Origin of the sequence: Sporosarcina soli (assembly GCF_042655805.1) — a bacterium.
Classification (GTDB): Bacteria; Bacillota; Bacilli; order Bacillales_A; family Planococcaceae; genus Sporosarcina; species Sporosarcina soli.
The window spans coordinates 163,551-190,198 of sequence record NZ_JBHSNO010000015.1 but is presented as its reverse complement, the minus strand read 5'-3'; the positions used below and the strand labels follow the sequence as shown (position 1 = coordinate 190,198).

Here is a 26,648-nt window from a genome sequence, read left to right as displayed (position 1 = left end):
TGATGTAAGTCGGGGATAGACATGGAAGACCGGTTTAGCGGTCTTTTTATTTTTGTCCTTAAATGAATAGTGACAAATAGATAAGATTTTATGATAATAGTAATAGGATTGGGTTTTTTTATTCATAATAAAGTTTGGTTTTTTAATTTTGCTGGGTATTTAGTCTTAACGGTGGGGCTAAAACATCATAGAAAGGAAGACAGAAGTTTGAAATACCTCATATTGTGTTTGGCCGCGGTAATCGTCTTTCCTTTATTATTTATGCTCGTTAAGCGTCGCAAAGTAGAAAAGTGGGTGTTTACACCCAGTGTTTCCGGGTTTCTTATTGCGGTAGTCGGCTTATTGATGCAGAACCTATTCGAACTCATTTCGGTTGTCGTTGTATTATTCGGGCTCGTTTTCGTCATGACGGTTTTATTGGACAAGCGGATGAAACGGGTTGAACAATTGGCAAATGCCGATCAGATGAATCGTTCGACCGCTTCGGATTTGAGGGGAAAAGAGGTCATGGAGGAAGTGGCGGTCACAGCAGAAGCGAAACAGAAAATCACGCTTCAACCGATTGAGGAAGATTTGGCGCGTTGGATGGATGCAAATCTGCCAAGAAGGAAAGCAGGGGAAGGACGGCACGCGGATGAGGAATAAAGGGATTTTGAATACGTTTATCGCAGTTTTGGCAGCTACACTGTTTTTTTACGGCATATCCACGTTTGGGGCACTCGCTTTCAGTCAAGCATCGACCACGGTTTTTGGAGACCAGACGTATGTCGGTCCGTATGATATTTCCAATCAGAAAGAGCGGGAGGCATTGGAGAAGCTTACAACCGGCTTTTCGGAGTTGCAGTCGGCTTTCTCTGTGAATTTGGCGTATCAAGATGCGGTCGTTGCATTGCCAGAGGAATTGGTTCGACTAGATGCAGAGCAAACGATTGAACGGGCGAAATCTGGAGAGGAAAATCCGATTGTCGCGGCCGTGTCCATTGACGGTTTGCGTACGGTGTTGACACAACAGTTTGCACCTGTTGACGTCGATGAAGACAGTCTATACTCCATTGCTTCGGGCATTGAACGAGAGCTTGGGACAGGCGTCATGCCGCTTACCGTATACATAACTGATTATATGGCATACCCAGAATGGAAAGAGGAGGAAATCGCTTCTTCAACATTGAGTGTTCAAAATCCGTCGCGTTCACTTCAGCAGTTGATCCATGAATTGGACGGTACTGAAATGGTCCCGTTTTCTTCGTTTTCGTTGCTGGATAGGATGCAAGAGGAAGGGGGCAATCCGGTTGCAGATGGGGAATTAACAATACTGGCCTCGACTTTGTACACCCTAGTTCTGCAGACGAACTTTGAAGTGAATGAAAGAAGTATCGGGAATCGATTATCTCCTGCTGTTGAGCCGGGGTTCGAAGCGGCGATCAATCAGTCCCTTGGAGTGAACTTCAGCTTTACGAATCCGAATAAATCGGCGTTCACATTGCATATAAAGTTGACGGGCAATACGATTCAAACGTCATTGACGGGCATCCCTTTGCTTTATGAATATACGCCCTATATGACAGAGAAAGAAACGTATCAACCGAAGGCGATCCGCCATTTTAGTGCATTCATGCCAACCGGGAAAATCCGTGTGGAGTACGAGGGGAAAGAAGGAGTGGAAGTATCCGTAAGCCGGTTGATTTCCTATGGGGGTGTGGAATTGGAGGATGAATGGATTTCCTCAGATTTCTATGCGCCGCAGCCGAGAATTGAACTGCATGCGTTGGAAAAAGATGAACAACAAAACTCTAGCAACCCGTCTGATGGAATCGAAAATTTAGAAGAAAACGGACCATCTGCTGAATCCGATCAATTGGAAGGCGCTCCTGATCAACAAAACGACAGAGAACCGGCGGAAGAAGTCCAATACGATAAAGGTGGGAACATCATTAACTAAAGGGGGGATGCGCGTTGTCGACAACACGAAAAAGGCTTGGCGATTTGCTTGTCGAGTCGGGTTTGATAACGGATGCACAGCTCCAATCGGCGCTTGCAGACAAACCGCGTGATCAGAAACTAGGTGATTTACTGCTACAACGTGGGTATATTACAGAACAGCAATTGATCGAAGTGCTGGAGTTCCAGTTAGGGATTCCGCATGTCAATCTGTTTAGATATCCTTTCGATCCGAAGCTGTTCAACATCGTGCCGAAGGAATTCGCGAAACGGAATTTACTCGTGCCGTTGAAAGTGGAAGGCGATCGATTGTTTGTGGCGATGTCCGATCCGATGGATTATATAACCGTTGATGATTTGCGTCTCTCAACAGGCTTCCATATCGAAACGGCCATTGCGTCCAAAGATGATATTTTGCGGACGATTTCCAAATACTATGATGAAGAGTCGTTTGACGAGCTTTTCATCGAACAGACAACGAATCAGGCAGAGCCGCAAGATGAATTGACAGATCTGGATTCGCCGGTTGTGCGTTTGGTCAACCAGCTCATGGCATCGGCAATTACCCAAAAAGCGAGTGATATCCATTTCGATCCGCAAGAGCATCAGGTTGTCATCCGCTTTCGAATCGATGGTCTGTTGAAGACAGAACGGTTTTTGCCGAAGCATATGCAAGGGATGATCGGGGCGCGTATCAAGATCATGGCTAATCTCGATATTACGGAACATCGTGTACCGCAGGACGGCCGCATTAAAACACAAGTCGATTTCCGGCCGATCGACTTGCGTGTGTCGACATTGCCGACGGTTTTCGGCGAGAAGATCGTCATGCGTATTCTCGATCTGAGCAGTTCCTTGAATGATATGACGAAGCTCGGTTTTAACCGGCTCAATTTGCAACGGTTCCAAGAGCAGATCGGAAAGCCGAATGGCATCGTCCTCATTTCCGGTCCGACCGGTTCAGGGAAATCTTCAACGCTTTACGCGGCACTCAATCAGTTGAATCAAGAAGAAGTGAATATTATCACGGTTGAAGATCCGGTAGAATACCAGCTCGAAGGGGTCAATCAAATACAAGTGAACCCGAATGTCGGATTGACTTTCGCGGCAGGCCTGCGGGCAATATTGAGACAGGACCCCGATGTAGTCATGGTCGGGGAAATCCGCGATCGGGAAACGGTGGAAATCGCCATCCGGGCATCGTTGACAGGGCATCTCGTGCTCAGCACGATTCATACGAATGATTCGATTGCATCCGTTACGAGATTATTGGATATGGGTGTCGAACCATTTCTCGTCACATCTTCCTTGAATGCGGTTATCGCCCAAAGGTTGATTCGCCGGGTGTGCCGTGACTGTGGACGCGAGATGGAAGCATCTGGGCGTGAAAAGGAGATTTTTGCTAAACGGGGTCTCGCCATTGAGAAAGTCATTCGCGGGAAAGGCTGTCCCGCGTGCAATATGACGGGATACCGCGGACGGATAGCGATTCATGAAATACTTGTGTTGGATGATGCGATGCGGGAAGTCATTCATAATGGTGGCTCCTCGGCAGATTTGAGGGAAATCGCCATCCGTAATAAGACGGTGTTTTTGATTGATGATGGCTTATTGAAAGTGAAACAAGGGATTACGACGACAGAAGAAGTATTGCGCGTCGCATTGATCGAATAGGGGTTTTGTAGATGAAAAAGAAGATTGATGAGCTACTTTTTGCAGCGTTCCAACTGAAAGCGTCAGACGTCCACTTGACAGTAGGCGTGCCGCCGATATTTCGCATCCACGGGGAATTGAAGCGGTATGGGGAGGAGATGGTTGATGCCGCATTCACGGAAGTGGTCGCCGAGTGGACGATCCCTGAAAAAATGTATCCAGATTTCGTTGCGCAAGGTCAAATCGACTATTCCTATGAAGTGCAAGGAGCCGCCCGCTTCCGGGTAAACGCGTTTCAACAACGTGGAGCCGTGTCGCTCGCTTTCCGGACGATTCCGACAATTATTCCGACGATTGACGATCTGCAATTGCCTGAAACATTGAAATCATTAGCCGCAACACCGCAAGGGCTCATTCTCGTAACGGGGCCTACAGGTTCCGGGAAATCGACGACGCTTGCTTCGATGATCCACTATATGAACGAAACGATGCGGAAGCATATCATTACATTGGAAGATCCGATCGAGTACATGCATCATCATGGCAAATCCATCATCGATCAGCGTGAAATCGGCTTCGATACGCATTCCTTCGCAGACGGCTTGCGTGCTGCGCTCCGGCAGGACCCCGATGTCATTCTTGTCGGGGAAATGCGGGATCTGGAGACGATTTCAACAGCGATTACGGCAGCGGAAACGGGCCATCTCGTTTTAGCGACATTACATACGTGGAGCGCCGCCTCTACGATTGACCGAATCATCGATGTTTTTCCACATGGGCAGCAATCGCAAATCCGCGTCCAACTTGCGGGCGTCTTAACTGCGGTCGTCTCTCAGCGTCTTTTCCAGACGGCGGATCGGCAAGGAAGAAGAGCGGCAACCGAATTGATGATTAACAATGCGGCCATTTCCAACTTAATTCGAAGTGAAAAAGTGCACCAGATTCCGAATGTTATCCAGACGAACCGTGCTGCTGGGATGCACATGATGGCTTCCTCTGTTCAGAGCTTTCTTGATCAAGAGGTCATCACGTATGAGACAGCTAGACCATACCTCGAAGGTGTTGACTGACAATGGCCAGATACAAATATGAAGGACGAGATGCCCGCTCCAGCAGAACCGGTGTCATCGTTGCGACGGATAAACGGGAAGCGGCGATGAAACTAAAAAGCCAAGGCATCCGTGTGAAGAATTTGACGGAACAGGCGGAAACGACATGGACAAAAGAGATCGTCATCGGAAAACCGGTGAAGCGGGATCAGTTCATCATGTTTTTACGGCAATTTTCCACGTTGTTGCGGGCAGGCGTGACGATCCTTGATGCGATTCGGATCCTTTCTTTGCAAGTGGAATCGAAGCCTTTTAAGCGGATCCTCGTTACAGTTCACGATGATCTGCGGGTCGGTGGATCGTTATCGGAAGCATTTTCGAAACACCCGAATGTGTTCGAGCCGCTCGTCGTCAACTTAATCCGGGCGGGTGAAATGTCAGGGACAATCGATGATTCTCTCGATCGCCTTGCCGAACATTTTGAAAAAGCCCATCTGTTGAGACAGAAAGTCGTCTCTGCATTGTCCTATCCGATCGTTGTCGGGGTGCTGTCTATCGGCGTTGTCATCTTTTTATTGACGACGATCGTCCCGATGTTTGTCGATATGTTTGCCAGTTTCGGAGGGGAGCTGCCTTGGTTGACACGCTTTGTTATAAATGCCAGTGATTTTGCACTGCACTATTGGTATGTACTTATCATTTTGGTAGGTCTTATTGTCACTGGTATTTGGATATTGCGGAGAAATCGGGACGGTAAATATTTGGTGGATCGTTTTCTATTACGGCTTCCGATCTTCGGTGACATTATGAAAAAGTCCGTTCTCGCAACGATGACAAGGACATTGAGTTCATTGTTCTCCAGCTCGGTCCCGATTTTGCAGGCGATGACGATGACGGAGAAAGTCGTGGAAAACGAAGTCATTTCACGGGTCATTGCTAAATCGAGAAACTCATTGGAGCGGGGTGGGTCGTTGACGGAGCCGATGCATGGGCATTGGGCTTTTCCGCCGCTCATTCCTCATATGATCGCTATTGGGGAACAAACCGGGTCATTGGATGCCATGCTGGCAAAAGTCGCCGATTTCTACGAAAAAGAAGTGGAAGCCGCAACCGAACGATTAAAAGCCCTCATTGAGCCTTTAATGATTGTCCTTTTGGCAGGGTTGGTAGGGACTATAGTCCTTTCTATTTTGATTCCGATGTTCGAAATCTTTAATGATATAGACGGATTGTAAGGGAAAATTTCAATTTATAGTAAAAAATACGTAAAGTTTTAACCCTTACTAGTTTCATATTTCAACAGATTAGGTATAATTAAGTTGAAAGACTGATAGAAATAATAAATAATTAGGAGGAAAAGAAATTGAAAAAATGGTTACAAAAACGATTGAAAAATGAAAAAGGATTGACACTCGTCGAGCTATTGGCGGTTATTGTCATTTTGGGGATTATTGCGGCGATTGCGGTGCCTTCGATTGGGAATATTGTTACAAACTCAAAGGTCAATGCATTGAAGGCAGATGGTCAAAGTGTTTTAGCAGCGGCAAGTTTGTATTTTATAGAAAATAATACTGAAGCTACGGTTACCCAAGCAACCCTTATTTCCGAAGGTTTCTTGGAAGATGCGGGTGGGTTTGCTACTACTGGTGCAACTTCTGCAACTGTGGCAAAAGGTAAAAATGGTGCAGGGAATATGATAAGTGGAACTGCCGTAAACGGTACTGATACTAAAGTGAAATTTTTAAATGCGACAAATGCCAATATTACCGATGCTGATGTGAAAACAGGAAATGGAACGATAGTTGAGATTACCAGATAATAAAGTTTAAGGAGTTGACCCCATGTCCCTATTCACCCGCAGCAAGCGTACGGCATCTTTGACAATTGAAGAAGAGGCGATCCGGTTTGTCCGCTTGAAATCGCTGGATCCACTCGTTGTCGATGTTGCGGAGGAAGTGCCCCTTCCTCCGGGTGTTGTTGTCGAGGGGAAGATTGTTGATGCAGAGACACTTGCGGCGATTTTGGACGGGGTTGTGAAGGAGTGGGGGATTGCCAGACGCTCCGTCCAGTTCCTCGCCCCGGATCAATATGTCATTATCCGTAAAGTGCCGTATCCCGATAATCTATTAGAAGATGAATTGAAAGGGCATTTTTTCATCGAAATTGGATCGACGCTCTATTTGCCTTTTGATGATCCTGTCTTTGATGTTGTGCCATACATACCGAATACAGAAACGAATGAAGCGATCCTTATCGCATCGAAGGAAAGTGTCTTGAACCGTTATGAAGATGTGTTGAAAGACGTGAAATTGGATCCTACCATTGCAGATATTGCACCGCTTGCCTTGTATCGACTTGCCTTCACCCAGTATAATTTAACAGGAGAAGAGCATGTCCTGCTTGCGGATTTAAGCGAGGACAAGCTGACCGTCTCTATTTTTCATGCGCATTATCCACTGTTCATGCGACCTGTGGAACTGGAAAATTCGGCGGATTTGGCCGTTGTGACCACGATACAGGAACAGCGTGTAACCCCAACGACGATCGTGATGGAGCTGGAAAAGCTGATTAATTTTTACCGCTATAATCTGTGGAATGGGTCCGCAGGCATCACTCATCTGTTCGTTAATGGAGAGTATGCGAGCCTGAATGAATTACTCACCCTCATCCGAGGACAGCTGTCGATCGAGGCGATGCCGCTGTTGAAAGAACCTTTGCAACTCGCGACCGGCGATGTCGTTCCGGCAAGATTTAATCGGACGATCGGGCTAGCGCTAAAAGAGGTGAAGTGATGTTAGTCGATATCAATCTATTGCCCGAAAAAGAGAGGGAGCGCTCTTCGCTTCTTGTGGCTGCACTGGCAATAATCGGTGCAGCTGTTCTTTTTTGGGTTGTTTTATTCATGATCACGAATAATCTTTCAAAAGAGACGGTAACGTTGGAGCGCCAGCTGGAATCCGTACAAGCGAGTCAGGAAGCGATACGATCGGATATCCACCGCACTGAATCGGAGGACTCGAAAAAACAGCTCATGCTCACTGTCGAATGGGCGGAAGCTTACCAATATGATACGGTTCCGTTATTGCATGATTTGATCCGACTGTTGCCGAAACGTGGTTTTTTCCAATCTTTTGATTTTACAAGTCCTCATCTGGCGACGGTTGTTGTCCAATTCGATACGAAGGCGGATGCTGCTTATTACTTTGCGAGATTGGAATCGACCCCTTCCGTTTCGGACGTTACATTGGAAGCGGTAACCGTTGCAGATGATTCTGAGGAGGAAAATACCGCAGATCTATTGCCGCGTTATATCGCAACCTATTCACTTGAATTTGTCGACGATCGGTCCATTACGGAAGAGGCTGTAAGTGAAGAAACGGAAGAAGGAGGGGTGTTGGATGACTAGTTTGACCAAACGCCAAAAAGAAATGATTCTTGTCTTTCTTTCTTCCGTTTTCTTCCTTGCCCTTTCGGCTTATACCTATTTCAACTTATACGCCCCGGTGAAAGAGCAAAATGGGCAAATGAAACAGATGATGTCGAATGAACGGGAAGTGTTGTTCGCCCTTCGAAAACAACAAGCGGCAAGCGATAAAACAGATACCGCCAGCTCGCTGCCCTTACAGCGTAAACTGCCGGTCAAACCACTGGAAGAGGCGGTTTTACTGGAAATCTCCAAAGCTGAAATTAAATCGGGAAGTGCCGTTCACGACATCCGTTTTACTCAGGAGGAATTCGTTTTACCAAATGCACCTGATCAAGTCGAGTACGTTCATCGGCTCTCGACAGAAGTGTATATAGAAGCGGATTCCTATTTGGAGGTAGAGCGATTTATCGAAGAAATTGAACGGATGGACCGGATTTTTATCGTAGATGCTATACGCTTCACGGCACCGGAAGAGATACGTAACGATTCGACAAATGAGGATTCTATGGAAATGACTATTACATTTAGTGCATTTTATCGCCCGGATCTCGTAGACTTGCAGCACGAAGTCCCGAAAATCGATGCACCTCCTTCCGAAGGGAAATACGATCCAACGCCATTCAATGAGGGTATAAAAAGGGGGACTGATTCATGACCATCTTCTATTTAGTATTATTTTTTCTTTACGGCATCGTCTTAGGCTCCTTTTTCAACGTTGTCGGATTGCGTGTGCCGAAAAAGGAGTCGATCGTTTCGCCGCCTTCCCATTGCCCGACTTGTAACCGAAAATTAGGAGCCCTCGATCTCGTCCCGATTTTTTCGTATGTTTTCTTGAAAGGGAAATGCAGGGGATGCGGGTCGAAAATCAGTCCGCTGTATCCATTTATGGAATTTGTGACTGGGGGCTTATTTGCCTTGTCATACTATCAGCTTGGATTTTCCGCGGAGCTGGTTGTATCTCTCCTCTTCATGTCCCTTCTTGTCATCATTACGGTGTCGGATATTGCATATATGCTCATCCCCGATAAAGTGCTGCTGCCGTTCGCTGTGCTGCTGTTTGTCGTTCGGCTGTTCATTCCGTTGGAGCCATGGTGGGACAGCATTGTAGGGGCTGTTGTGGGCTTTCTGGTCTTGTTTCTCATTGCAGTTGTATCGAAGGGCGGCATGGGCGGCGGGGATATTAAATTGTTTTTCGTCATCGGTCTCGTGCTCGGGACAATGCAAACGCTCGTCACCTTATTTTTAGCTGCGCTCATTGGTTCAATTGTAGGGGTGATTGTATTGAAACGCACTGGACAAGGGCGCAAGACCCCGGTCGCATTCGGTCCATCGATTGCTGTAGCAGCTGTCATCGCCTATTTCTGGGGTGCCGATCTTGTCGGATGGTATGGCAATTTACTTTTTTGAGTCGAAAAATTTCTTTGGACAAGGCGACAGACGTCTTGTTCTTTTTCATGTCCACTCTGTTACGGTTATAGGAAAAGCGTAGCGCCTGGAAGGGAAATAGAGGATGGTCAATCGGTTTGCTTCCGCATCCGGGTGTGAAAGCTAGATAGAAAACGGGGTGGTCAGCAATGAAATTCGGAAGACGTTATTCGAAAGTGACAGTCCTCATGGCGATGCTCCACGGGGTCTTGATCGGGGTTGCGGGAGTTGCCGTCATCGGCTTATTGCTTATGGGGATGAAAGGGAAGGATGGCTCTGTGGCCGACAGTGAGGAAGTGCCGACTGCTGGTCCGGCCCCCGCTCAAGTTTCAGCGCCGGACGCTGAAAAGCCTGTCCGCTTGTTTGCGAAACAGCATGGTGTCTTTACGTCCGCGGACGCGGCATCTCAATTTATCGCGGAAGATCCGTCCTTGGCGAAAGCGGCCGTCATGCAAGTCGGTGGACAATATTATGTTTGGACAGCAGTCGGCTTGCGGGAAAGCGATATTGACCCGAGCGAGAGCGAAGGTACTTTCCGCAAAGCGTTCACTGCCGAACTAGCTGCTTGTGGCGCGGATGGTGCCGGTAAATTGTGGGAAGTGTTGAATGGAACAGAAATGAGTCAAATTAAAAATTTGGCGACTGTTCAAGATGGTGAAAGCGCTGATGAGAAAGTGCAGGAGTTCAAAAAGAATATTACCGCCATTACGGCGTTTTCGGATGATTTGCATGTGGTGAAACTTCATCTGTTATCCCATTATTCTTCTCCGGACAACTGTGTGAAAATTACATTTTAACGACAGGAGATGCTCCGAATTGAAATTATGGCGATTTCGGAACAATTTTCACATTCCTCATGATCCGGTATGATGGAGGAAAGGAGGAATGCAACATGAATTTTAGCAGTGTGAAACCGATCATTTTGGCATCCGCTTCACCGCGTCGGCAAGAACTGCTCCAATTGCTCGGTTTACCGTTTACGGTTGTACCAAGTGATGTTTCGGAAGAGATGGAAGTGGAAAATGGTGATTTTACTGCCTATGCTGAAGGGCTCGCTTTGCGAAAAACGGAGGCGGTTGCGCAGCGGTATGAGGGACATATTGTCATCGGGGCCGATACAATTGTTGTACATGAAGGGAAAGTGTATCCGAAGCCGGCCGACCATGAACAGGCGAAGGCGTTTTTACAAACTTTTTCGGGCAAGACACATCAAGTGATTACGGGTGTCTGTGTCGCTGTGGATGGAGAAATCCATGTTTTTTCAGCGGAAACGCAAGTATCTTTTCGGACACTCGACGATCGGCTACTGGATGCCTATATCGCTTCTGGCGATCCGATGGACAAGGCAGGCGCTTACGGAATTCAAACGGCTGGTGCACTGCTTGTCGAAAAAATAGAAGGTGATTATTATAACGTAGTGGGCTTGCCGATTGCCAAGCTGACCGAATGGTTGCGTGGACAAGGATGGATTGCATTGGAAGCAGGTGAAGCGTCCGTTGATCACTGAACTTCACTCGAACATGATGATTCGTGATGTCCACATTGCGGACAGGCCGCGTGAAAGATTGATGGCGCAAGGTGCGGGAAGCTTATCCAATCAGGAACTGATTGCCATACTTCTACGTACCGGGACGAAAGAGGAGTCGGTTCTTATACTGGCGAACCGTCTTCTTACTTCGTTCGATAAAATACAGGATTTGAAAGATGCGACGATCGAAGAATTGGTAGCCGTTAAAGGGATTGGCAAAGCGAAGGCCGTTCAAATTTTAGCGGCAGTGGAAATCGGAAAGCGGCTTTATCGGAAGAATACCTTGGAGAAATACACCATCAGATCTCCGGAAGATGCCGCCGCTTATTTAATGACAGATATGACTTCATTGAGCCAGGAACATTTCGTGGTTCTTTTTTTGAATGTCAAAAATGAAGTATTGCACAAGCAAACGGTTTTTATTGGAAGTTTGAATTCCAGTATCGTCCATCCCAGGGAAATTTTTCGCGAAGCAGTCAAACGCTCTGCCGCCTCCATTGTCGTTGCGCATAATCATCCCTCCGGCAATCCCTCACCATCTCCGGAAGACATCGAAGTGACGAAACGATTGATAGAGGCGGGCTTGATCATGGGTATCGAGCTATTGGATCATTTGATCATCGGAGACCATAAGTTCATTAGTTTAAAAGAGAAAGGGTACATTTAATATTCTGAAATCATACGTCGAATGGCATGAAAAATAAATGAGTATATAGGTGATACTGTAATTTTGTTCTTCTTTCCGTTATACTATGTTGTATGATTTGATGAAGGCCGTAATTGAGCGGTTATGGAGAAAGGAAGAACTATCTTGTTTGGATTAGGATCGAGAGATGTCGGGATTGACCTCGGCACAGCAAATACATTAGTGTTCATTAAAGGGAAGGGCATCGTCCTGAGAGAGCCTTCCGTCGTAGCTAAAAACACACATACGGGCGAAATTGTCGCAGTCGGTAGTGCGGCGAAAAATATGATCGGTCGTACTCCGGGTTCGATTGTAGCAACACGGCCAATGAAAGATGGCGTCATTGCAGACTTTGAAATCACGACGGCAATGATTGAACATTATATGAAAGAAGCTATGAAAGCGGCCGGCGGCTCATTTAAAAAGCCGAATGTGATGATCTGTGTACCATACGGTATTACGTCGGTTGAACAACGTGCGGTAACGGATGCATCCCGTCAAGCGGGAGCGAGAGATGCATTTACGATTGAAGAGCCATTCGCGGCTGCCATTGGTGCAAATCTTCCAGTCTGGGAACCTACTGGGAGCATGGTCGTCGATATAGGTGGGGGTACGACAGAGGTCGCTGTCATTTCACTTGGCGGTATTGTCACGAGCGAATCGATCCGTGTCGGCGGTGACACGATGGATCATGCGATCATTACGTATATTCGTAAAACTTATAATCTCACAATCGGTGAACGGACAGCAGAAGCGATTAAAATTGAAATCGGCTCCGCTAAAGCGACAGCGAAGTCTGAGAAAATGGAAATCCGCGGTCGAGATCTATTAACAGGCTTGCCGAAAACGATAGAAATTTCTTCGGACGAAATTGTGGATGCTTTACGCGAATCAATTACACAAATCATCGATGGCGTGAAGAAAACGCTTGAAACGACTCCACCTGAACTGTCGTCGGATGTCATGGAACGGGGAATTGTTCTTACGGGCGGCGGGGCGTTGCTCCAAAATCTTGATAAAATCATTTCTGACGAAACAAATATGCCTGTTTTCATTGCGGAAGATCCGCTCGATTGCGTGGCGATCGGAACAGGTAAAGCACTTGATAATTTTGAGCTGATTAAAAAAATGCAGTCTAGATAATTGAGGGAGGATACGGGCAATGCCGCGATTTTTTTCAAATAAACGTTTGATTTTACTGCTCGTGGGCGTTATTGTCCTCGTCGCATTAATTTCATTCTCTTTCAAGGACCGGCACAATGCCTCGCTTCCCGAACAAATTGTAAAAGATGTCGTCGGCTTCGGCCAATCGTTGTTTTCGAAGCCGGCGCATTTCGTGATGGACATCATCGGGAATATAGATGGACTATTGAATACATATGAGGAAAACAAACAATTAAAATCAAGGCTAAGCGAATTTGCCTCTACACAAGCCGAGCTCATCGATGTGAAATCCGAAAATGAGCGCTTGCTTGAAATTATCGGTAAGAAAGAAGACTTACGTGAATACGAGCCGATTCAAGCGACGGTCATCTCCCGGAACCCGGATCAGTGGGAAGAAAAAATCATTATCGATAAAGGCGAAGTACATGGCATCGAGCGGAATATGGCGGTTATCACTGCAAATGGGTTAATCGGCAAAGTGGTCCTCGTTACAAAATTCACATCCACTGTCGAACTGCTGTCGACGGAAAATCGCAATTTCCGCGTCGCTTCTGTGATTCCAGGGGAGAACGGAAAGAAAGCGGCCTTCGGTTTGATAGAAGGATATGACCATAAGCGTGGCGAACTGATCATGAAGCGGATCGACTCCAGCATCGATGTGGAAGTCGGGAAGAAAGTCATCTCGTCAGGGCTCGGAGGGATTTTCCCGAAAGGTTTGCTGATTGGAGAAGTGACAGAAGTGTCAACGGATGATTATGGACTGACGAAGTTGGCCTATATCCGGCCGGCAGCGGATTTTGCGATGCTGGATCATGTCATGATCGCCAAACGGACATCGGTTCCAGTGGATGGGACAGATGGCGATGGAACCTATACGATTATCACTGAGGGGGAGGATGGATCATGATCCGATTCGTCATCCCTCTTATTGCCGTCATGCTGTTTTTCTTGGAGCCTGCTTTCAGTTTGTTCTCGCCTATTGAAATTGGTGGAGAGAGGTATACGCTTGTTCCGCGTTTTGTCATTGTCTATCTCATTTTCATGGCAATCTATATCAATCGGCGGCAGGCAATCATCTATGGAATCGTGCTCGGACTCTTGTATGATATGTTCCACATTGATATTATTGGATTATATGCATTTCTTTACCCATCCATCTGTTTCATCGCAGCATTGATCATTCGTCAAATCCATCGCCATATTGGAACGGCAATGATGCTTGCCTTATTTTTGATTGTCGTGTTAGAAATGCTCTCTTACTTTTTTGCGAGTCTTCTATCACTGACTTCCATCGGTTTTGATGAATTTATTACCGGTAGGCTTGCTCCGACCATGATTGCGAATTCAATATTTGTCGGAATGTTCGGCTGGTTCTTCAAAAATCTAATTTACAAAAGAGTTTTACAGGGACAGGGTGAATCTTTGTGAAAGATAGTGAATTCGGGGTGACGCAAATGACGAAACAGCAATATGTAACAATCAAAGGCACGAAGGACGGTCTTGTTCTTCGGCTCGATGATAAATGCGCCTATTCGGATATGATTGCCGAGCTCCGTAGGAAAGTGGAAGAAGATGGCTTGGAAGGGCTTGCAGAAGTGCAGGTTCAAACGGGCAACCGGTATTGCAGTGAAGAAGAGCTAAAAGAAATTATGAATATCATACACGGTTCACCCAATCTTCGTGTGTCCAAAATCCAAAGCGATGTTATCACGATGGAAGAGTGTAACCGGAAAGTTCTTGAAAACCAATCCGAAACTTTTATCGGCATCGTCCGATCGGGGCAAGTTGTCAAAGCGGAAGGGGATCTCGTCGTTATAGGCGATGTCAACCCGAATGGCCGCGTCGAGGCGGCGGGCAGCATCTATGTTCTTGGCAGGCTGAAAGGGATTGCGCATGCCGGAGCGAACGGCAATGCAAAAGCGGTGATCGCCGCTTCGTGGCTGGAAGCGACGCATCTTATCATTGCAGATAAAATGGAAACGATGACGGATGAATTGACAATTTTGTCAGAACAACCGGAAATGGAATGTGCTTATTTGCATCCGAACGGTTTTATCGCCATTGACCGTTTGCAGGAACTTCGAAATCTACGGCCTGGTCTGTCATCATTCAAAGGAGGAAGCTAGTGTGGGAGAAGCAATTGTAATAACATCTGGCAAAGGTGGTGTCGGCAAAACGACGACATCCGCAAACCTTGGAACTGCATTGGCGCTGCAAGGAAAAAAAGTGTGTCTCGTCGACACTGATATCGGCCTCCGAAACCTTGATGTGATTCTTGGATTAGAAAACCGGATTATTTATGACCTTGTGGATGTCATTGAAGGGCGTTGCAAAGTGCAACAAGCACTCGTGAAAGATAAACGATTTGAAGATGGGCTCTTTTTATTGCCAGCGGCGCAAACGACGGATAAAAATGCCGTCAATGCCGAGCAGATGAAAGCGCTGATTTCGGATTTGAAACGGGATTATGATTATATCCTGATCGATTGTCCGGCAGGGATCGAACAAGGCTATAAGAATGCGATTGCCGGCGCGGACCGTGCCATCGTTGTTACGACGCCCGAGATCTCGGCTGTCCGGGATGCCGACCGGATCATCGGATTGCTCGAAAAGGAAGAAATCGAACCGCCTAAACTCATCATCAATCGCATTAAAAAGCAACTGATGGCTTCGGGTGAAGCGCTTGACGTCAACGACATTACAACTCATTTATCGATCGACTTGCTCGGCATTGTATTGGATGATGAAAATGTCATCACCTCATCCAATAAAGGAGAACCAGTAGTCATGGATCCGGCAAATCCAGCATCGATCGGCTATCGAAACATCGCACGCCGCATCCTCGGTGAATCCGTTCCACTTATGTCAGTAGATGCTGGCAAACGAGGATTCTTTGGAAAGTTGAAATCCATCTTTGTCAAAAGTTGAAAAGCGTCTTTATTCAAATAAATCCCAATCCCCAGCGCTGTTATAGTGCGTGGGGATTTTTTCGTTGGTAGCCAGCATCATCAACCTCCAACCGCTCATGGATCTGTTTTAAGTGAAGATAGTAAACTTCAAGTGATCAAAGTCCCAGCCGCGCGCTCATAAAGGATTCCAAGCGATCAAAGCCCTCGCCACGCGCTCAAAACGAGCTTCACACGCTCATAACCCACCACCACACGCCCATAATCCACCCAAAAAACAAATCACATCGCGTCTTCCAAACATACAAAATAAGATGTCCAAAAAATAACGTAGCCCATACTATTCTTTCGTATGCCATCATATACTGAAAAAAATGGGTGGTGTAGCCGGTTGAAGTGGAAAACAAAATGGATAGCGGCGTTTGTAGTGGCGGTGGGTGTTTTTGGTTTGGCGAAGTTGGAGGAGACGGGTGTGATTCAGAAGCCCGTAACACAGTACGTTTCGTCCGGAAAGGACTTTGTTGTGATTAAGAAATGGGTGGCGTCGATGATTGGCGATCCTGAAGATGCACGGATTACCGTATCAGCTGATCCACAAGAGGTGGATCCATTTACGCTGTATGAATCGATGCAGCCGTATAAGAATGGTGTCATCGTTTCTTATGCGGATCCGCTGCCGATTGAAGCGCAAGGGCCGGGTCTCGTTGTCTTTACGGGTTTCACTCGGGAATCCGGCAAAACGATTACGGTGTTGTATGATGATGGGGATGAAGTGACGTATGGATTTGTCGGTACTTTTACGAAACTGCCGTATACGACTGTGAAAAAAGGGGACACGCTGGCGATGATGGAAGAGGGGGCCATCTATTTGATGGTGAAGCGGGATGGGGTTAATTTGGATGCCTCGTTGTTACCGACTTATCTTTCGGGTAATGGAGGGGTGGAAACGGCTCGATGAAGTTCAGGCTACACCCTGTCCTTTTGCCTTTCTTCCTGTTTTTGATCGCCATTGGCGGCTTATCGGTGTATGTCCTCATTTTCCTGTCCCTTCTCATTCACGAGGCCGGACATCTCGTCGCGGCGCATTTTGCGGGAATGCGTGTCCGGTCTTGTACGATCATGCCCTACGGTGGGGAACTGATCATACCCAACCGCAATTTGGCCTCGAAAAAAGCACGGATTTTCGTCGCGTTTGGCGGTCCGTTGGCAACAGGTATACTCCTTCTAAGCGCGATGATGTTCCCATTTCCTGGTGATGAGCACGTCATCCGGATTCAAGTGGCGTTGCTCGTATTGAATTTGCTCCCGATCCTACCCCTCGATGGGGGACAAGTCTTGTGTATCCTGCTTGAAACAGGCGGTTCGGAATACAGGACACGCGAACTTTTTCTTGTCCACTCCATCCTGTTCTTGTTGGCGGCTTGTTTTTTGTTAGCGTCCGGTTTACCGGTAACGGTTCCCTATATGCTGTTAGCGCTTTTTCTACTTATCCAAAACATCTCGGCCTTCCGATTTCGAAAATATGAACAAGCCTATGCAAAATTAAAAAAAAACAGTTGACGTAAACTTTTCTACATGGTAATATTCAAATGTTATTGTTTGTAGCACCCGTGCTACTGCAACCGCACTGATCAGGTACAAGCATCCGCGTGGATCACCTAGGAAGGCGAGTCTGAGTTTATAGAGGAGGTGCAAGTATGTACGCAATCATTGAAACTGGTGGTAAACAAGTCAAAGTCGAAAAAGGCCAAGAAATCTACATCGAGAAAATTGCAGGTGAAGCTGACGAGGTCGTTACTTTCGACAAAGTCCTATTCGTAGGCGGAGACGACGTGAAAGTAGGCGCTCCATTCGTGGAAGGTGCTTCTGTAACAGCGAAAGTTGTGAAACAAGGCCGCGCTAAAAAAATCACGGTTTACAAATACAAGCCGAAAAAGAACTACCACAAAAAACAAGGTCATCGTCAGCCATACACGAAAGTCGTTATCGACGGTATCAATCTGTAAGCCGACATGATCAAAGTCATCATTGATGAACAACCGACAGGCCGCATCCGTTCGTTCGAGATGTCAGGCCACGCTCATTTCGCGGAACACGGAAAAGACCTTGTCTGTGCGGGAGCATCCGCAGTATCCTTCGGGGCTGTCAATGCCATCATTGCACTGACAGGCAAAACGCCTCAAATCGATCAAGGTTCTGACGGCGGTTATTTGAAAGTCACGTTTCCGGAAGCCGACGAAAAAGATCATGACATCCAGCTGATCGTAAAAGCGATGATTGTTTCATTACAGACGATTGAACAAGACTATGGGCAACATATACAACTTATTTTCAAAAAGTAGGAGGTGACATAACATGCTACGTTTGGATCTCCAGTTTTTCGCATCGAAAAAAGGGGTAGGTTCTACTCGAAACGGTCGTGATTCCGAGGCGAAACGTCTTGGTGCAAAACGTGCGGACGGACAATTCGTTTCAGGCGGTTCCATCCTTTATCGTCAGCGCGGAACGAAAATTCACCCAGGTGAAAACGTTGGTCGCGGTGGTGACGATACACTTTTCGCGAAAGTTGACGGCGTCGTACGTTTTGAACGTCTAGGCCGGAACAAAAAGAAAGTCAGCGTTTACCCTGTAGCTCAGGAAGCGTAACATATGACGGGAAAGGACTGCATTGGATATGCAGTCCTTTTTATTATATGCATACATAAAAAGGGCACAATCCTTTCATCGTGAACTAAGGACATGTCTGAGCGATTCGTCCATACGGAAAGTCGTTCGCAATTGGCGAAGAAAGGTGTCAAAGTGCTATACTGTAAATATGATGAGTTGGCGGTGAAGAGATTGGGAAATGAGTTGCTGACAACGGCAAAAGCACTGAAATTTGCAAGGCATGATTTTTTAAATGAACTTCAGTTAATCTTATTATATATCGATCTCGGCAAGATTCCTGAAGCGAAGCGGAAAATATTGGACACGACGGATAATATGCGTCAAATGTCCATGTTGGAAAAACTAGGTCTACCGGAAACGGAAATCTGGTTGACGACATTTGCTTGGAATTATAACCCTTTCGCGACAACGATGACATGCGATATCGTGACCGGAACCCGGAAAACACAAGATGCAACGGTTGTCGCTTATTTGAAGCGCGTGTTCGATCAAGCGGTAAATGCCGTGGATGCGGGCTATGAATATGAAACGAAAGTAGAGGTCCGAGCTAGCGCTACGGATTGGTGTATCGCCTTTACGGTAAAGGGTAACATGACCAACATGCAGCCCATACCAAAAGCGGAAGGGGATATGATTGTCGAGGAAGCGCTATCGAGTCATCAATGGACGTTCACGATACGTGGACGATAGGAGGAAAATGGATGTTTGTCGATCAAGTGAAAATTTTTGTAAAAGGCGGAGATGGCGGAGATGGGATGGTTGCATTCCGTCGTGAGAAATATATCGCATACGGTGGACCTGCCGGTGGAGATGGCGGTAAAGGTGCCGACGTCGTATTCGTTGTCGATGAAGGGCTACGGACGCTTATGGATTTCCGCTATCAACGCCACTTCAAGGCACCGCGGGGAGAGCATGGTGGCAGCAAGAACATGCATGGCCGCGGGGCTACGGATATGGTCGTCAAAGTCCCGCCTGGAACCGTAGTGACAGATGCGGAAGATGGAACGATTATCGCTGACCTTGTGGAACATGGACAAAAGGCCGTCGTTGCAAGAGGAGGTCGTGGCGGTCGTGGGAATAGCCGTTTCGCAACACCTCAAAATCCGGCTCCCGAATTATCGGAAAAAGGGGAACCTGGCGTTGCCAGGGAAATCAATCTGGAGCTGAAAGTGTTAGCGGATGCCGGTCTTGTCGGATTTCCAAGTGTAGGAAAATCGACATTGCTGTCTGTCGTTTCCGCAGCTAAACCGAAAATCGCGGATTACCATTTTACTACACTTGTCCCGAATTTAGGGATGGTGGAAACGGATGATGGCCGCGGATTTGTCTTGGCGGACCTTCCGGGACTTATTGAAGGGGCGCATGAAGGCGTAGGTCTGGGTCATCAGTTTCTTCGTCATATCGAACGGACAAGGGTCATCATTCATGTGATCGACATGTCAGGACTGGAAGGGCGCGATCCGTACGAGGACTTTGTGACGATCAATGAGGAATTGGAGAAATACAACTTACGCTTGACAGAACGACCACAAATTATCGTTGCCAACAAAATGGATATGCCTGATGCGGAAGAGAACTTGAAAGCCTTCAAGGAAAAATTGAATGACGAAAATGCGCACATCTTCCCGATTTCGGCATTGACAAGAAAAGGGCTCGATGATCTTCTGTATGCGGTCGCGGATCTGTTGGAAACGACGCCTGAATTCCCGCTCCATGAAATCAAGGAGCAAGACGAGCATTCCGTGCTTTATAAACATGAAGCGGAACCGGAAGACTTTGTCATTACCCGTGATGATGATGGGGCGTTTGTATTATCCGGCTATACAATTGAACGATTGTTCAAGATGACCGACTTTAACTTTGATCAATCCGTCCGTAAATTCTCAAGACAAATGCGGGGAATGGGTGTGGATGATGCACTTCGCGAGCGTGGGGCAAAAGATGGGGATACAGTTCGTATTCTTGACTTTGAATTCGATTTTATCGAGTGAGAAATCTAAACCCGATATTCGCTTCGACTAAGAATGCCATGCTGTGCAAGAAAAGAGGAATCTGCTATGAAACAACTGGGGGAAGGGCAGTTTTACCTTGTAAGGGAAGACGTGCTGACAGAGTCGATGCTGAAGATGCTGGAGGCGAAAAGGCTTTTGGCGAGCGGAGAAGAATCGACGATACAAGAGGCGACAAGAAGGGTAGGATTATCCCGGAGTGCGTTCTATAAGTACCGGGATACTGTTTTTCCATTTGAATCCATTGCCCGGGAGCGAATCCTGACGATTTTCATTCAGATGGAAGATCGGAAAGGATCGCTTGCGGTGTTGCTACAAATCATTTCGGATGCAAGATGCAATGTCTTAACAATTCATCAGACGATCCCGGTGCAAGGGCGGGCAAACATTACATTATCATTGGATGTTACCGAAATGCCCGTCAAGATGGAAGAATTTTTACAAAGATTGAAAGTGCCTGATTTTGTTGAATCTGTCATATTGATTAGTTCAGGCGCTATTTAATATTTAATAGGAGGATCAGAAGAATATGCAAAGTGAAAAGTTCACGCCGACGGTCGCTTATTTAGGACCGGAGGCATCATTTACACATGTTGCGGCAACCAAGCTTTTCGGTACTTCGGGGCTGATACCGCAACCGACCATTCCGGATTGTATTGAAGCGGTTGCCAAAGGGCATGTAGCGTATGCAATCGTTCCGATGGAAAATGCATTGGAAGGTTCCGTGCCGATGACGATTGATTACCTGTTCCATGAAAGCGACTTGTATATCAATGCTGAAATTTCCATCCCGATCGAACAACATTTATTGGTCAATCCACAGCAAATGTCTAAATTGGAGGAAATTGAATCCATCAATTCCCATCCACATGCACTTGCGCAATGCCATAAATACTTAAAATACCATTACCGTCGCGTTCCGCTCATTCAAACGACATCGACAGCTGCTGCTGCGAAATATATTTCCGAGCATCCGGAAGCAAAAATTGCAGCTATCGGGAACCGGTTGGCTGCCGAAAGATACGGACTACATATTGCGGAAGAGAATATCCATGACTTCCATTTCAATCATACGCGTTTTATCATCTTATCGTTACGCCAAGGGATTTTGGAACAAGAGGGACACTCTGAAAAACGCAAAACGACTTTAATTGTGAAACTACCGGAAGATGATCAATCCGGTGTGCTATACCAAGTATTATCTGTATTTGCGTGGCGGAAGCTCAATTTGAGTAAAATTGAATCGAGACCGATGAAAACAGGGCTCGGAAACTATTTTTTCATTATCGATGTATTGGAATCTGACGAACATCCGATGATGCTAGGTGCCAAAGAGGAATTGGCTGCATTGAATTGTTCGGTCCGCTCGCTTGGATCTTATTTTACATACTGAACAAAACCCAAGGCTTGTCAAAAATAACACCGTCTCGTCGACTATGACTGAGACGGTGTTTTTATGAGGGAACATCCGGAAAACCCCTCCGTCTAGAACAATCTTTTATTCGAATAAATAGCCCCGTCCCGCATATAAATGGCAAGAGGGGACATCACGTAGAAATGAGCGTCACAAAGACGGGCGTTCGTTCATACGATGGATTGACGGAAGGGGGAAATATGGAAGTGGAAGTTCATATTGTTGTAAGAGGGGATACATTATGGAAGATTGCCCGGCAATATGGCGTACCGTTTGAAGAATTGAAACGGGCCAACGCACATTTGGCAAATCCGGACTATATCGTGCCAGGGATGAAGATATTCGTACCGCGAAAGTCTACAGGTGAACAGCATCATGGTTCAAAAGGGGAACATCACGAACACGTCAAGCACCCTGAAAAAGGGAAGGAGCAGGTGAAACCGGCACCAAAGCTGATGCCTAAGCCAGCACCAATGCCGACGCCAAAACCGATGCCAACTCCAAAACCAACACCGGCACCAAAGCCGACACCAAAACCGATGCCGACGCCAAAACCGGTGCAGCCGATGCCTCCTCGAGAGGAGCTGGAAATCCCGCCGATACCACAAATGCCGGCACCGCCACCACCGATACAGATGCCGCAGATGCCGCAGATGCCGCAGATGCCGCAGATGCCGCAGATGCCACAGATGCCGCAAATGCCGCAAATGCCGCAAATGCCAGCACCACCGCCAGCTCAGCCGTTTCCAATGCCGCCTGTGGTGCAACCGATCATCATACCATGCGGGTGGATGCCAATCTTCGATGCAGATTGTTACCCATACATGCATTCAGGGCAAATCCAGGCAATGCCACAAGTACCTCAGCCAGCGCCGATACGACAGGAAGAACCATGCATTGAAGAATCTCCGGAATTCCAAAGCCAGCCACCGGTAGCGCCGCCAGAACTGAGTCCGGTCATGGAAGGTTGGGAATTGATAGAATCACCGGAAATGGTTTTTGAAGAATCTCCAATGTTTCATTTTGAGGAGTCAGTCCATTGTCCACCGGAAGACGGTTATATACCGCAAGCGCTATCGCCTACTTATCCGATGCCAATGCATCACCATGGACAGCATGGCTGTGGCTGCGGTAGCAGTGGCGGACAGCAGCCGTTCATGATGCCGATGCCGTTTTTCTTCGGGAATCCGTGGTCTTGTAATGCACCCACACACGCTCATCCATTCCATATGATGCCTGCCCCTTATCACCACACCAATTGGTATGGGTCTTACTAAGGGTGTATGACACCAGATAAAAATGTAGAGAAAATCAAAGAGAATGTGTGGAAATTAGAAAAGGGTGGCAATCATTTTTCGCTTAAACGTTATCATTCGCTGTCCACAGCTTCGAAAGTGAAACAAATCCATGAGGCGCTTCATTCGGTGGCGTTTCCGCATATCGTGCAAGTCGTCGCTACGGAAGATCAGTTGTCATTTATCCAGCCATGGCTTGAAGGGGCGAAAGCCGTCAATTTCAAAAAAAGGGCAGATCGGACGGATTCATTGGCGGCACTTCACGCCCTTCATGCCACAAAGTCACAAATCGATTGGGATTCCAAGTCCTATTTGCATCCGTATCCGCTTCTAGGGAAATGGGAAGATCGCATGATCCGCTTCCGTGAAATGAGTGGAGCGTGCGAGTCGTATATTGGAAAAGGCCGTGTCGATGAAATTTTGTTTTATGCGACGAATGCAATGAGTATCTTGAAAAAGAATTATGTGGATCAGTTAGACGGTACATTGTTGCATGGTGATGTGGTTCATCATAATATTTTGCGTGATAAGAACGGCATCATCCGTTTCATAGACTTCGATCTGGCATGTATGGGACCCCCTGGAACGGAAATTGCGTTATGGATCCATCGTGTATTGCCGCAGATCGACTATGATATCGATTTTCTATTTGATGAACAGCCTTCGTTACAAAAATTGGGTGAGGCTTCCAAAACGATGTTGTTATTTCCAAATGAGTTGCTGCGTGAATGGCTTTATCTCTTTACATTATCGCCCTCGAACAGGGAAAAGCAGGCGAAACGGCTCATCCCCTTTACAAAGTCCGCGCTCTCACATTGGCCGAAATTATGGTATGATGTAGAGCGGATGATTATTTAGGGGGTAACAACATGGCAGGACATTCCAAGTGGAAAAATATACAGAATCGTAAAGGTGCACAGGACGCGAAGCGAGGTAAAATATTCCAAAAGATGTCAAAGGAAATATTTGTAGCCGCAAAAGCGGGAGGTCCTGATATCGAATCGAACGCCGCACTCCGTCTTGCGATTGAAAAATCGAAAAGCGCTAACGTTCCAAATGATGTTATAAAACGTGCCATCGATAAAGCGACGGGCGCGGGGGCGGATGAAAATTACGAAGAAGTGATCTATGAGGGATACGGCCCTGGAGGCGTTGCAGTCCTCGTCTACTGTTTGACGGATAATCGAAATCGGACTGCACCTAATATCCGCGTCGCTTTTAACAAAAACGGGGGAAGCCTTGGAGAAAGCGGTTCGGTTGGGTATATGTTCGAACGGAAAGGACGTCTTTTCATCGAACGGACGGATGACACTGACGAAGACACGGTGATGATGGCGGCACTCGAAGCGGGTGCGGATGATATCACATCGACTGAAGAAGGCTTTGAAATTGTCACGCAGCCATCCGACTTTTTGACCGTGAAGGAAGCGCTCGAAGCAGAAGGGATTGTGTTTATTTCCGCTGAAATCGAGATGGTTCCATCGATGTATACGGAACTGAACGGAGACAATCTTGAGAAGTTCGAACGGATGATTGACATGCTGGAAGATGACGATGACGTGCAGGACGTTTACCATAACGCAGCGGAATAAAGAAAAGAATATCCATCAACCGTTCAAGAATCAGTTGCATTCTTATGGTTGATGGATATTTGTTTCGCTTATTAAAATACATACAGGAACGGAAGAATCATGTACAATTCAGTAAGGCGTTCGATTGGGTTGCAACGTAGAACGTTACAAGAGGTGGAAAATGTGTTCGTATGGTATAATCGATCCTATGAGCTATAGGGGGAGAGAGTATTGTACGATTACATAAAAGGGCAGATTACACGCGTAACGCCCGAATACATTACACTTGAGCAAGGCGGGCTCGGCTGGCAGATCTTAACGCCGAATCCTTATGCTTTTCACATGACGGGAGAGATCCAGCAAGTGTTCACGCATTTGCATGTCAGGGAAGATCAGCAATTATTGCTCGGTTTCAAAACGCTTGAACAGCGAGAGTTATTCAAAAAGCTAATTACGGTTTCCGGAATCGGTCCGAAAGGTGCTTTGGCGATTTTGGCAAGCGGTATTCCATCCCAAGTGATCGGTGCCATTGAACGGGAAGATGAGACATTTCTTGTGCAATTTCCGGGTGTTGGTAAAAAGACGGCACGGCAAATGATTTTGGATTTGAAAGGGAAGTTACATGACTTGTTCAGTGAAATCGACTTGCCGGATGAGGAGACGACTTTATTGACAATGGTTGAAAACGGCGCGCTCGATGAGGCAATGCTTGCATTGGAAGCGTTAGGCTATTCGCAACGTGAATTGGCGAAAGTGAAACCGAAATTGGAAAAAGAAGAGCTTGATACGGAAGGCTATATGAAATTGGCACTTCAATTATTGTTAAAGCAGAAATAACCGATTCATATCGGAGGAAAGGGGGAAAGATGATGGAAGAGCGTGTCTTGTCGGGGGAACTTTCGAATTTTGACGAGCGGTTTGAACAATCGCTCAGACCGCAGCTATTAAGCCAATATATCGGTCAAGAGAAAGTGAAAGATAATCTTGGCATTTTCATAGAGGCGGCAAAAGGGCGTAATGAAAGCTTGGATCATGTCTTGTTATATGGTCCGCCCGGTCTTGGAAAGACGACGCTGGCAACGGTTATTGCCAATGAGATGGAGGTCAACGTCCGCTTGACAAGTGGACCTGCGATCGAACGGCCTGGTGATCTTGCTGCTGTCGTATCATCACTGGAACCTGGCGATGTGTTATTCATAGATGAAATTCATCGATTGAATCGCTCCATCGAGGAGGTTCTTTACCCGGCGATGGAAGACTTCTGCCTCGATATTGTTGTTGGAAAAGGTCCTTCTGCCCGGTCGATCCGCCTGGATTTGCCGCCTTTCACGCTGATCGGTGCAACGACGCGCGCAGGGTCATTATCGGCACCGTTGCGGGATCGGTTCGGCGTCCCACTACGCCTCGAATATTATGAAGTGGAGCCGCTAAAAGAAATTGTTATCCGCAATGCGGGTGTTTTTGACGTAGAGATCGATGAGCAGGCGGCCGTGGAAATCGCCCGCCGTTCTCGTGGAACACCGCGAATCGCCAATCGCTTGCTTCGTCGTGTGCGAGATTTTGCGCAAGTGAGGGGTAATGGGGCCATTACGCTAGGGATTGCAAAGGAAGCGCTTGAAATGTTGCAAGTTGATTCGCATGGGCTCGATCATATCGACCATAAATTGCTGTTGGGCATGATTGAGCGGTTCAAAGGGGGACCTGTCGGCATCGATACGATTTCTGCGAGCATTGGGGAGGAATCCGTGACGATCGAAGATGTCTATGAGCCGTATTTGCTGCAAATCGGTTTCATTCAACGGACCCCCCGCGGACGTATTGCGACACCGCTTGCTTATGAACATTTCGGCTATGCATTTCCCGAAAGCTGAGAAAAGCGTAGGTGTTCGGAGTTTACGTTAGGAAAAATGATTGATG

General features: G+C 46.9%; 32 protein-coding genes and 1 other annotated feature. All 32 genes read left to right on the top strand.

Annotated features, from left to right (window positions below):
- Positions 1-207 precede the first annotated feature (207 nt).
- The 32 genes from ACFPRA_RS19925 (at position 208) to ruvB (ending at position 26,602) form a co-directional block, all read left to right on the top strand.
- A complete protein-coding gene (locus tag ACFPRA_RS19925; protein WP_381438577.1) occupies positions 208-645 on the top strand; it encodes a hypothetical protein in 438 nt (145 codons plus the stop codon).
- Positions 635-1,939: a VanW family protein gene (locus tag ACFPRA_RS19920; protein WP_381438575.1), complete on the top strand. Its 1,305-nt coding sequence runs from the start codon at positions 635-637 to the stop codon at positions 1,937-1,939. The genes ACFPRA_RS19925 and ACFPRA_RS19920 overlap by 11 nt, the downstream gene beginning before the upstream one ends.
- 14 nt (positions 1,940-1,953) lie before the next feature.
- On the top strand, positions 1,954-3,612 hold the full coding sequence (locus tag ACFPRA_RS19915) for a GspE/PulE family protein (protein ID WP_381438573.1): 1,659 nt from the start codon (positions 1,954-1,956) through the stop codon (positions 3,610-3,612).
- An 11-nt stretch (positions 3,613-3,623) separates the two neighbouring features.
- Complete coding sequence (locus tag ACFPRA_RS19910; protein WP_381438570.1) at positions 3,624-4,661, top strand: type IV pilus twitching motility protein PilT; 1,038 nt, start codon at positions 3,624-3,626, stop codon at positions 4,659-4,661.
- A gap of 2 nt (positions 4,662-4,663) precedes the next feature.
- A complete protein-coding gene (locus ACFPRA_RS19905; protein WP_381438568.1) occupies positions 4,664-5,875 on the top strand; it encodes a type II secretion system F family protein in 1,212 nt (403 codons plus the stop codon).
- A gap of 128 nt (positions 5,876-6,003) precedes the next feature.
- Entirely contained in the window at positions 6,004-6,459 is a 456-nt protein-coding gene (locus ACFPRA_RS19900; protein ID WP_381438566.1) for a type IV pilin protein, read from the top strand.
- A gap of 22 nt (positions 6,460-6,481) precedes the next feature.
- Positions 6,482-7,432 carry a type IV pilus biogenesis protein PilM gene (gene pilM / locus ACFPRA_RS19895; protein WP_381438564.1) on the top strand — a complete coding sequence of 317 codons (951 nt, stop codon included), beginning with the start codon at positions 6,482-6,484 and terminating at the stop codon, positions 7,430-7,432.
- Positions 7,432-8,046 carry a PilN domain-containing protein gene (locus ACFPRA_RS19890; protein WP_381438562.1) on the top strand — a complete coding sequence of 205 codons (615 nt, stop codon included), beginning with the start codon at positions 7,432-7,434 and terminating at the stop codon, positions 8,044-8,046. The genes pilM and ACFPRA_RS19890 overlap by 1 nt, the downstream gene beginning before the upstream one ends.
- Positions 8,039-8,722, top strand: a complete 684-nt coding sequence (locus tag ACFPRA_RS19885; protein ID WP_381438560.1) for a pilus assembly protein PilO — start codon at positions 8,039-8,041, stop codon at positions 8,720-8,722. The genes ACFPRA_RS19890 and ACFPRA_RS19885 overlap by 8 nt, the downstream gene beginning before the upstream one ends.
- Complete coding sequence (locus tag ACFPRA_RS19880) at positions 8,719-9,474, top strand: prepilin peptidase (protein ID WP_381438558.1); 756 nt, start codon at positions 8,719-8,721, stop codon at positions 9,472-9,474. The genes ACFPRA_RS19885 and ACFPRA_RS19880 overlap by 4 nt, the downstream gene beginning before the upstream one ends.
- A 167-nt stretch (positions 9,475-9,641) precedes the next feature.
- Complete coding sequence (locus ACFPRA_RS19875; protein WP_381438556.1) at positions 9,642-10,289, top strand: hypothetical protein; 648 nt, start codon at positions 9,642-9,644, stop codon at positions 10,287-10,289.
- Positions 10,290-10,384: 95 nt separating this feature from the next.
- On the top strand, positions 10,385-10,999 hold the full coding sequence (locus tag ACFPRA_RS19870) for a Maf family protein (protein WP_381438554.1): 615 nt from the start codon (positions 10,385-10,387) through the stop codon (positions 10,997-10,999).
- 13 nt (positions 11,000-11,012) lie between these two features.
- Positions 11,013-11,687 (top strand): RadC family protein, encoded by a 675-nt coding sequence (gene radC, locus ACFPRA_RS19865; protein WP_381438922.1) that lies wholly within the window; start codon positions 11,013-11,015, stop codon positions 11,685-11,687.
- A 144-nt stretch (positions 11,688-11,831) separates the two neighbouring features.
- Positions 11,832-12,848: a rod shape-determining protein gene (locus ACFPRA_RS19860; protein ID WP_381438552.1), complete on the top strand. Its 1,017-nt coding sequence runs from the start codon at positions 11,832-11,834 to the stop codon at positions 12,846-12,848.
- A 19-nt stretch (positions 12,849-12,867) separates the two neighbouring features.
- On the top strand, positions 12,868-13,776 hold the full coding sequence (gene mreC, locus ACFPRA_RS19855) for a rod shape-determining protein MreC (protein WP_381438550.1): 909 nt from the start codon (positions 12,868-12,870) through the stop codon (positions 13,774-13,776).
- On the top strand, positions 13,773-14,297 hold the full coding sequence (mreD, locus tag ACFPRA_RS19850) for a rod shape-determining protein MreD (RefSeq protein ID WP_381438548.1): 525 nt from the start codon (positions 13,773-13,775) through the stop codon (positions 14,295-14,297). The genes mreC and mreD overlap by 4 nt, the downstream gene beginning before the upstream one ends.
- 26 nt (positions 14,298-14,323) lie before the next feature.
- Positions 14,324-14,995, top strand: a complete 672-nt coding sequence (minC, locus tag ACFPRA_RS19845; RefSeq protein ID WP_381438920.1) for a septum site-determining protein MinC — start codon at positions 14,324-14,326, stop codon at positions 14,993-14,995.
- A 1-nt stretch (position 14,996) separates the two neighbouring features.
- Complete coding sequence (gene minD, locus ACFPRA_RS19840; RefSeq protein WP_239392000.1) at positions 14,997-15,797, top strand: septum site-determining protein MinD; 801 nt, start codon at positions 14,997-14,999, stop codon at positions 15,795-15,797.
- Between the two features lie 369 nt (positions 15,798-16,166).
- Positions 16,167-16,733 (top strand): hypothetical protein, encoded by a 567-nt coding sequence (locus ACFPRA_RS19835; RefSeq protein WP_381438546.1) that lies wholly within the window; start codon positions 16,167-16,169, stop codon positions 16,731-16,733.
- Positions 16,730-17,335 carry a site-2 protease family protein gene (locus ACFPRA_RS19830; protein WP_381438543.1) on the top strand — a complete coding sequence of 202 codons (606 nt, stop codon included), beginning with the start codon at positions 16,730-16,732 and terminating at the stop codon, positions 17,333-17,335. Before ACFPRA_RS19835 ends, ACFPRA_RS19830 begins: the two co-directional genes overlap by 4 nt.
- Positions 17,336-17,385: 50 nt before the next feature.
- Positions 17,386-17,459 (top strand) — a sequence feature (ribosomal protein L21 leader region).
- Positions 17,460-17,472: 13 nt separating this feature from the next.
- On the top strand, positions 17,473-17,781 hold the full coding sequence (gene rplU / locus ACFPRA_RS19825; protein ID WP_381438541.1) for a 50S ribosomal protein L21: 309 nt from the start codon (positions 17,473-17,475) through the stop codon (positions 17,779-17,781).
- A 6-nt stretch (positions 17,782-17,787) separates the two neighbouring features.
- Positions 17,788-18,117, top strand: coding sequence for a ribosomal-processing cysteine protease Prp (locus tag ACFPRA_RS19820; RefSeq protein WP_381438538.1), 330 nt, complete (start codon positions 17,788-17,790; stop codon positions 18,115-18,117).
- Between the two features lie 13 nt (positions 18,118-18,130).
- On the top strand, positions 18,131-18,421 hold the full coding sequence (rpmA, locus tag ACFPRA_RS19815; protein WP_239391995.1) for a 50S ribosomal protein L27: 291 nt from the start codon (positions 18,131-18,133) through the stop codon (positions 18,419-18,421).
- A gap of 93 nt (positions 18,422-18,514) precedes the next feature.
- Positions 18,515-19,132, top strand: coding sequence for a Spo0B domain-containing protein (locus ACFPRA_RS19810; protein ID WP_381438535.1), 618 nt, complete (start codon positions 18,515-18,517; stop codon positions 19,130-19,132).
- A gap of 11 nt (positions 19,133-19,143) precedes the next feature.
- The gene (gene obgE / locus ACFPRA_RS19805) at positions 19,144-20,433 is read left to right on the top strand and encodes a GTPase ObgE (protein WP_381438532.1); all 1,290 of its coding nucleotides are present in this window, start codon (positions 19,144-19,146) and stop codon (positions 20,431-20,433) included.
- A gap of 66 nt (positions 20,434-20,499) precedes the next feature.
- On the top strand, positions 20,500-20,955 hold the full coding sequence (locus tag ACFPRA_RS19800; protein WP_381438530.1) for an ACT domain-containing protein: 456 nt from the start codon (positions 20,500-20,502) through the stop codon (positions 20,953-20,955).
- A gap of 25 nt (positions 20,956-20,980) precedes the next feature.
- Positions 20,981-21,844 (top strand): prephenate dehydratase, encoded by an 864-nt coding sequence (gene pheA, locus ACFPRA_RS19795; RefSeq protein WP_381438528.1) that lies wholly within the window; start codon positions 20,981-20,983, stop codon positions 21,842-21,844.
- 164 nt (positions 21,845-22,008) lie between these two features.
- Positions 22,009-23,142 (top strand): SafA/ExsA family spore coat assembly protein, encoded by a 1,134-nt coding sequence (gene safA / locus ACFPRA_RS19790; protein ID WP_381438525.1) that lies wholly within the window; start codon positions 22,009-22,011, stop codon positions 23,140-23,142.
- A gap of 6 nt (positions 23,143-23,148) precedes the next feature.
- Positions 23,149-24,018, top strand: coding sequence for a phosphotransferase (locus tag ACFPRA_RS19785; protein WP_381438522.1), 870 nt, complete (start codon positions 23,149-23,151; stop codon positions 24,016-24,018).
- 11 nt (positions 24,019-24,029) lie between these two features.
- Complete coding sequence (locus ACFPRA_RS19780) at positions 24,030-24,752, top strand: YebC/PmpR family DNA-binding transcriptional regulator (protein ID WP_381438520.1); 723 nt, start codon at positions 24,030-24,032, stop codon at positions 24,750-24,752.
- A gap of 210 nt (positions 24,753-24,962) precedes the next feature.
- Positions 24,963-25,568, top strand: coding sequence for a Holliday junction branch migration protein RuvA (ruvA, locus tag ACFPRA_RS19775; RefSeq protein WP_381438517.1), 606 nt, complete (start codon positions 24,963-24,965; stop codon positions 25,566-25,568).
- Between the two features lie 32 nt (positions 25,569-25,600).
- Entirely contained in the window at positions 25,601-26,602 is a 1,002-nt protein-coding gene (gene ruvB, locus ACFPRA_RS19770) for a Holliday junction branch migration DNA helicase RuvB (RefSeq protein ID WP_381438515.1), read from the top strand.
- Positions 26,603-26,648: the final 46 nt, after the last annotated feature.

Excerpts from the sequence above, each read along its gene's own strand:
- radC (WP_381438922.1), top strand. The coding sequence starts at position 11,013 with ATGATGATTCGTGATGTCCACATTGCGGACAGGCCGCGTGAAAGATTG.
- minC (WP_381438920.1), top strand. The coding sequence starts at position 14,324 with ATGACGAAACAGCAATATGTAACAATCAAAGGCACGAAGGACGGTCTT.
- obgE (WP_381438532.1), top strand. The coding sequence starts at position 19,144 with ATGTTTGTCGATCAAGTGAAAATTTTTGTAAAAGGCGGAGATGGCGGA.
- rplU (WP_381438541.1), top strand. The coding sequence starts at position 17,473 with ATGTACGCAATCATTGAAACTGGTGGTAAACAAGTCAAAGTCGAAAAA.
- mreD (WP_381438548.1), top strand. The coding sequence starts at position 13,773 with ATGATCCGATTCGTCATCCCTCTTATTGCCGTCATGCTGTTTTTCTTG.
- ACFPRA_RS19890 (WP_381438562.1), top strand. The coding sequence starts at position 7,432 with ATGTTAGTCGATATCAATCTATTGCCCGAAAAAGAGAGGGAGCGCTCT.
- ACFPRA_RS19910 (WP_381438570.1), top strand. The coding sequence starts at position 3,624 with ATGAAAAAGAAGATTGATGAGCTACTTTTTGCAGCGTTCCAACTGAAA.
- ACFPRA_RS19800 (WP_381438530.1), top strand. The coding sequence starts at position 20,500 with ATGAAACAACTGGGGGAAGGGCAGTTTTACCTTGTAAGGGAAGACGTG.
- safA (WP_381438525.1), top strand. The coding sequence starts at position 22,009 with ATGAGCGTCACAAAGACGGGCGTTCGTTCATACGATGGATTGACGGAA.
- ACFPRA_RS19780 (WP_381438520.1), top strand. The coding sequence starts at position 24,030 with ATGGCAGGACATTCCAAGTGGAAAAATATACAGAATCGTAAAGGTGCA.
- ACFPRA_RS19820 (WP_381438538.1), top strand. The coding sequence starts at position 17,788 with ATGATCAAAGTCATCATTGATGAACAACCGACAGGCCGCATCCGTTCG.
- ACFPRA_RS19810 (WP_381438535.1), top strand. The coding sequence starts at position 18,515 with ATGTCTGAGCGATTCGTCCATACGGAAAGTCGTTCGCAATTGGCGAAG.
- ACFPRA_RS19870 (WP_381438554.1), top strand. The coding sequence starts at position 10,385 with ATGAATTTTAGCAGTGTGAAACCGATCATTTTGGCATCCGCTTCACCG.
- ACFPRA_RS19880 (WP_381438558.1), top strand. The coding sequence starts at position 8,719 with ATGACCATCTTCTATTTAGTATTATTTTTTCTTTACGGCATCGTCTTA.
- pheA (WP_381438528.1), top strand. The coding sequence starts at position 20,981 with ATGCAAAGTGAAAAGTTCACGCCGACGGTCGCTTATTTAGGACCGGAG.
- ACFPRA_RS19785 (WP_381438522.1), top strand. The coding sequence starts at position 23,149 with ATGACACCAGATAAAAATGTAGAGAAAATCAAAGAGAATGTGTGGAAA.
- mreC (WP_381438550.1), top strand. The coding sequence starts at position 12,868 with ATGCCGCGATTTTTTTCAAATAAACGTTTGATTTTACTGCTCGTGGGC.
- ACFPRA_RS19905 (WP_381438568.1), top strand. The coding sequence starts at position 4,664 with ATGGCCAGATACAAATATGAAGGACGAGATGCCCGCTCCAGCAGAACC.
- rpmA (WP_239391995.1), top strand. The coding sequence starts at position 18,131 with ATGCTACGTTTGGATCTCCAGTTTTTCGCATCGAAAAAAGGGGTAGGT.
- ACFPRA_RS19875 (WP_381438556.1), top strand. The coding sequence starts at position 9,642 with ATGAAATTCGGAAGACGTTATTCGAAAGTGACAGTCCTCATGGCGATG.
- ACFPRA_RS19885 (WP_381438560.1), top strand. The coding sequence starts at position 8,039 with ATGACTAGTTTGACCAAACGCCAAAAAGAAATGATTCTTGTCTTTCTT.
- pilM (WP_381438564.1), top strand. The coding sequence starts at position 6,482 with ATGTCCCTATTCACCCGCAGCAAGCGTACGGCATCTTTGACAATTGAA.
- ruvB (WP_381438515.1), top strand. The coding sequence starts at position 25,601 with ATGGAAGAGCGTGTCTTGTCGGGGGAACTTTCGAATTTTGACGAGCGG.
- ACFPRA_RS19830 (WP_381438543.1), top strand. The coding sequence starts at position 16,730 with ATGAAGTTCAGGCTACACCCTGTCCTTTTGCCTTTCTTCCTGTTTTTG.
- ACFPRA_RS19920 (WP_381438575.1), top strand. The coding sequence starts at position 635 with ATGAGGAATAAAGGGATTTTGAATACGTTTATCGCAGTTTTGGCAGCT.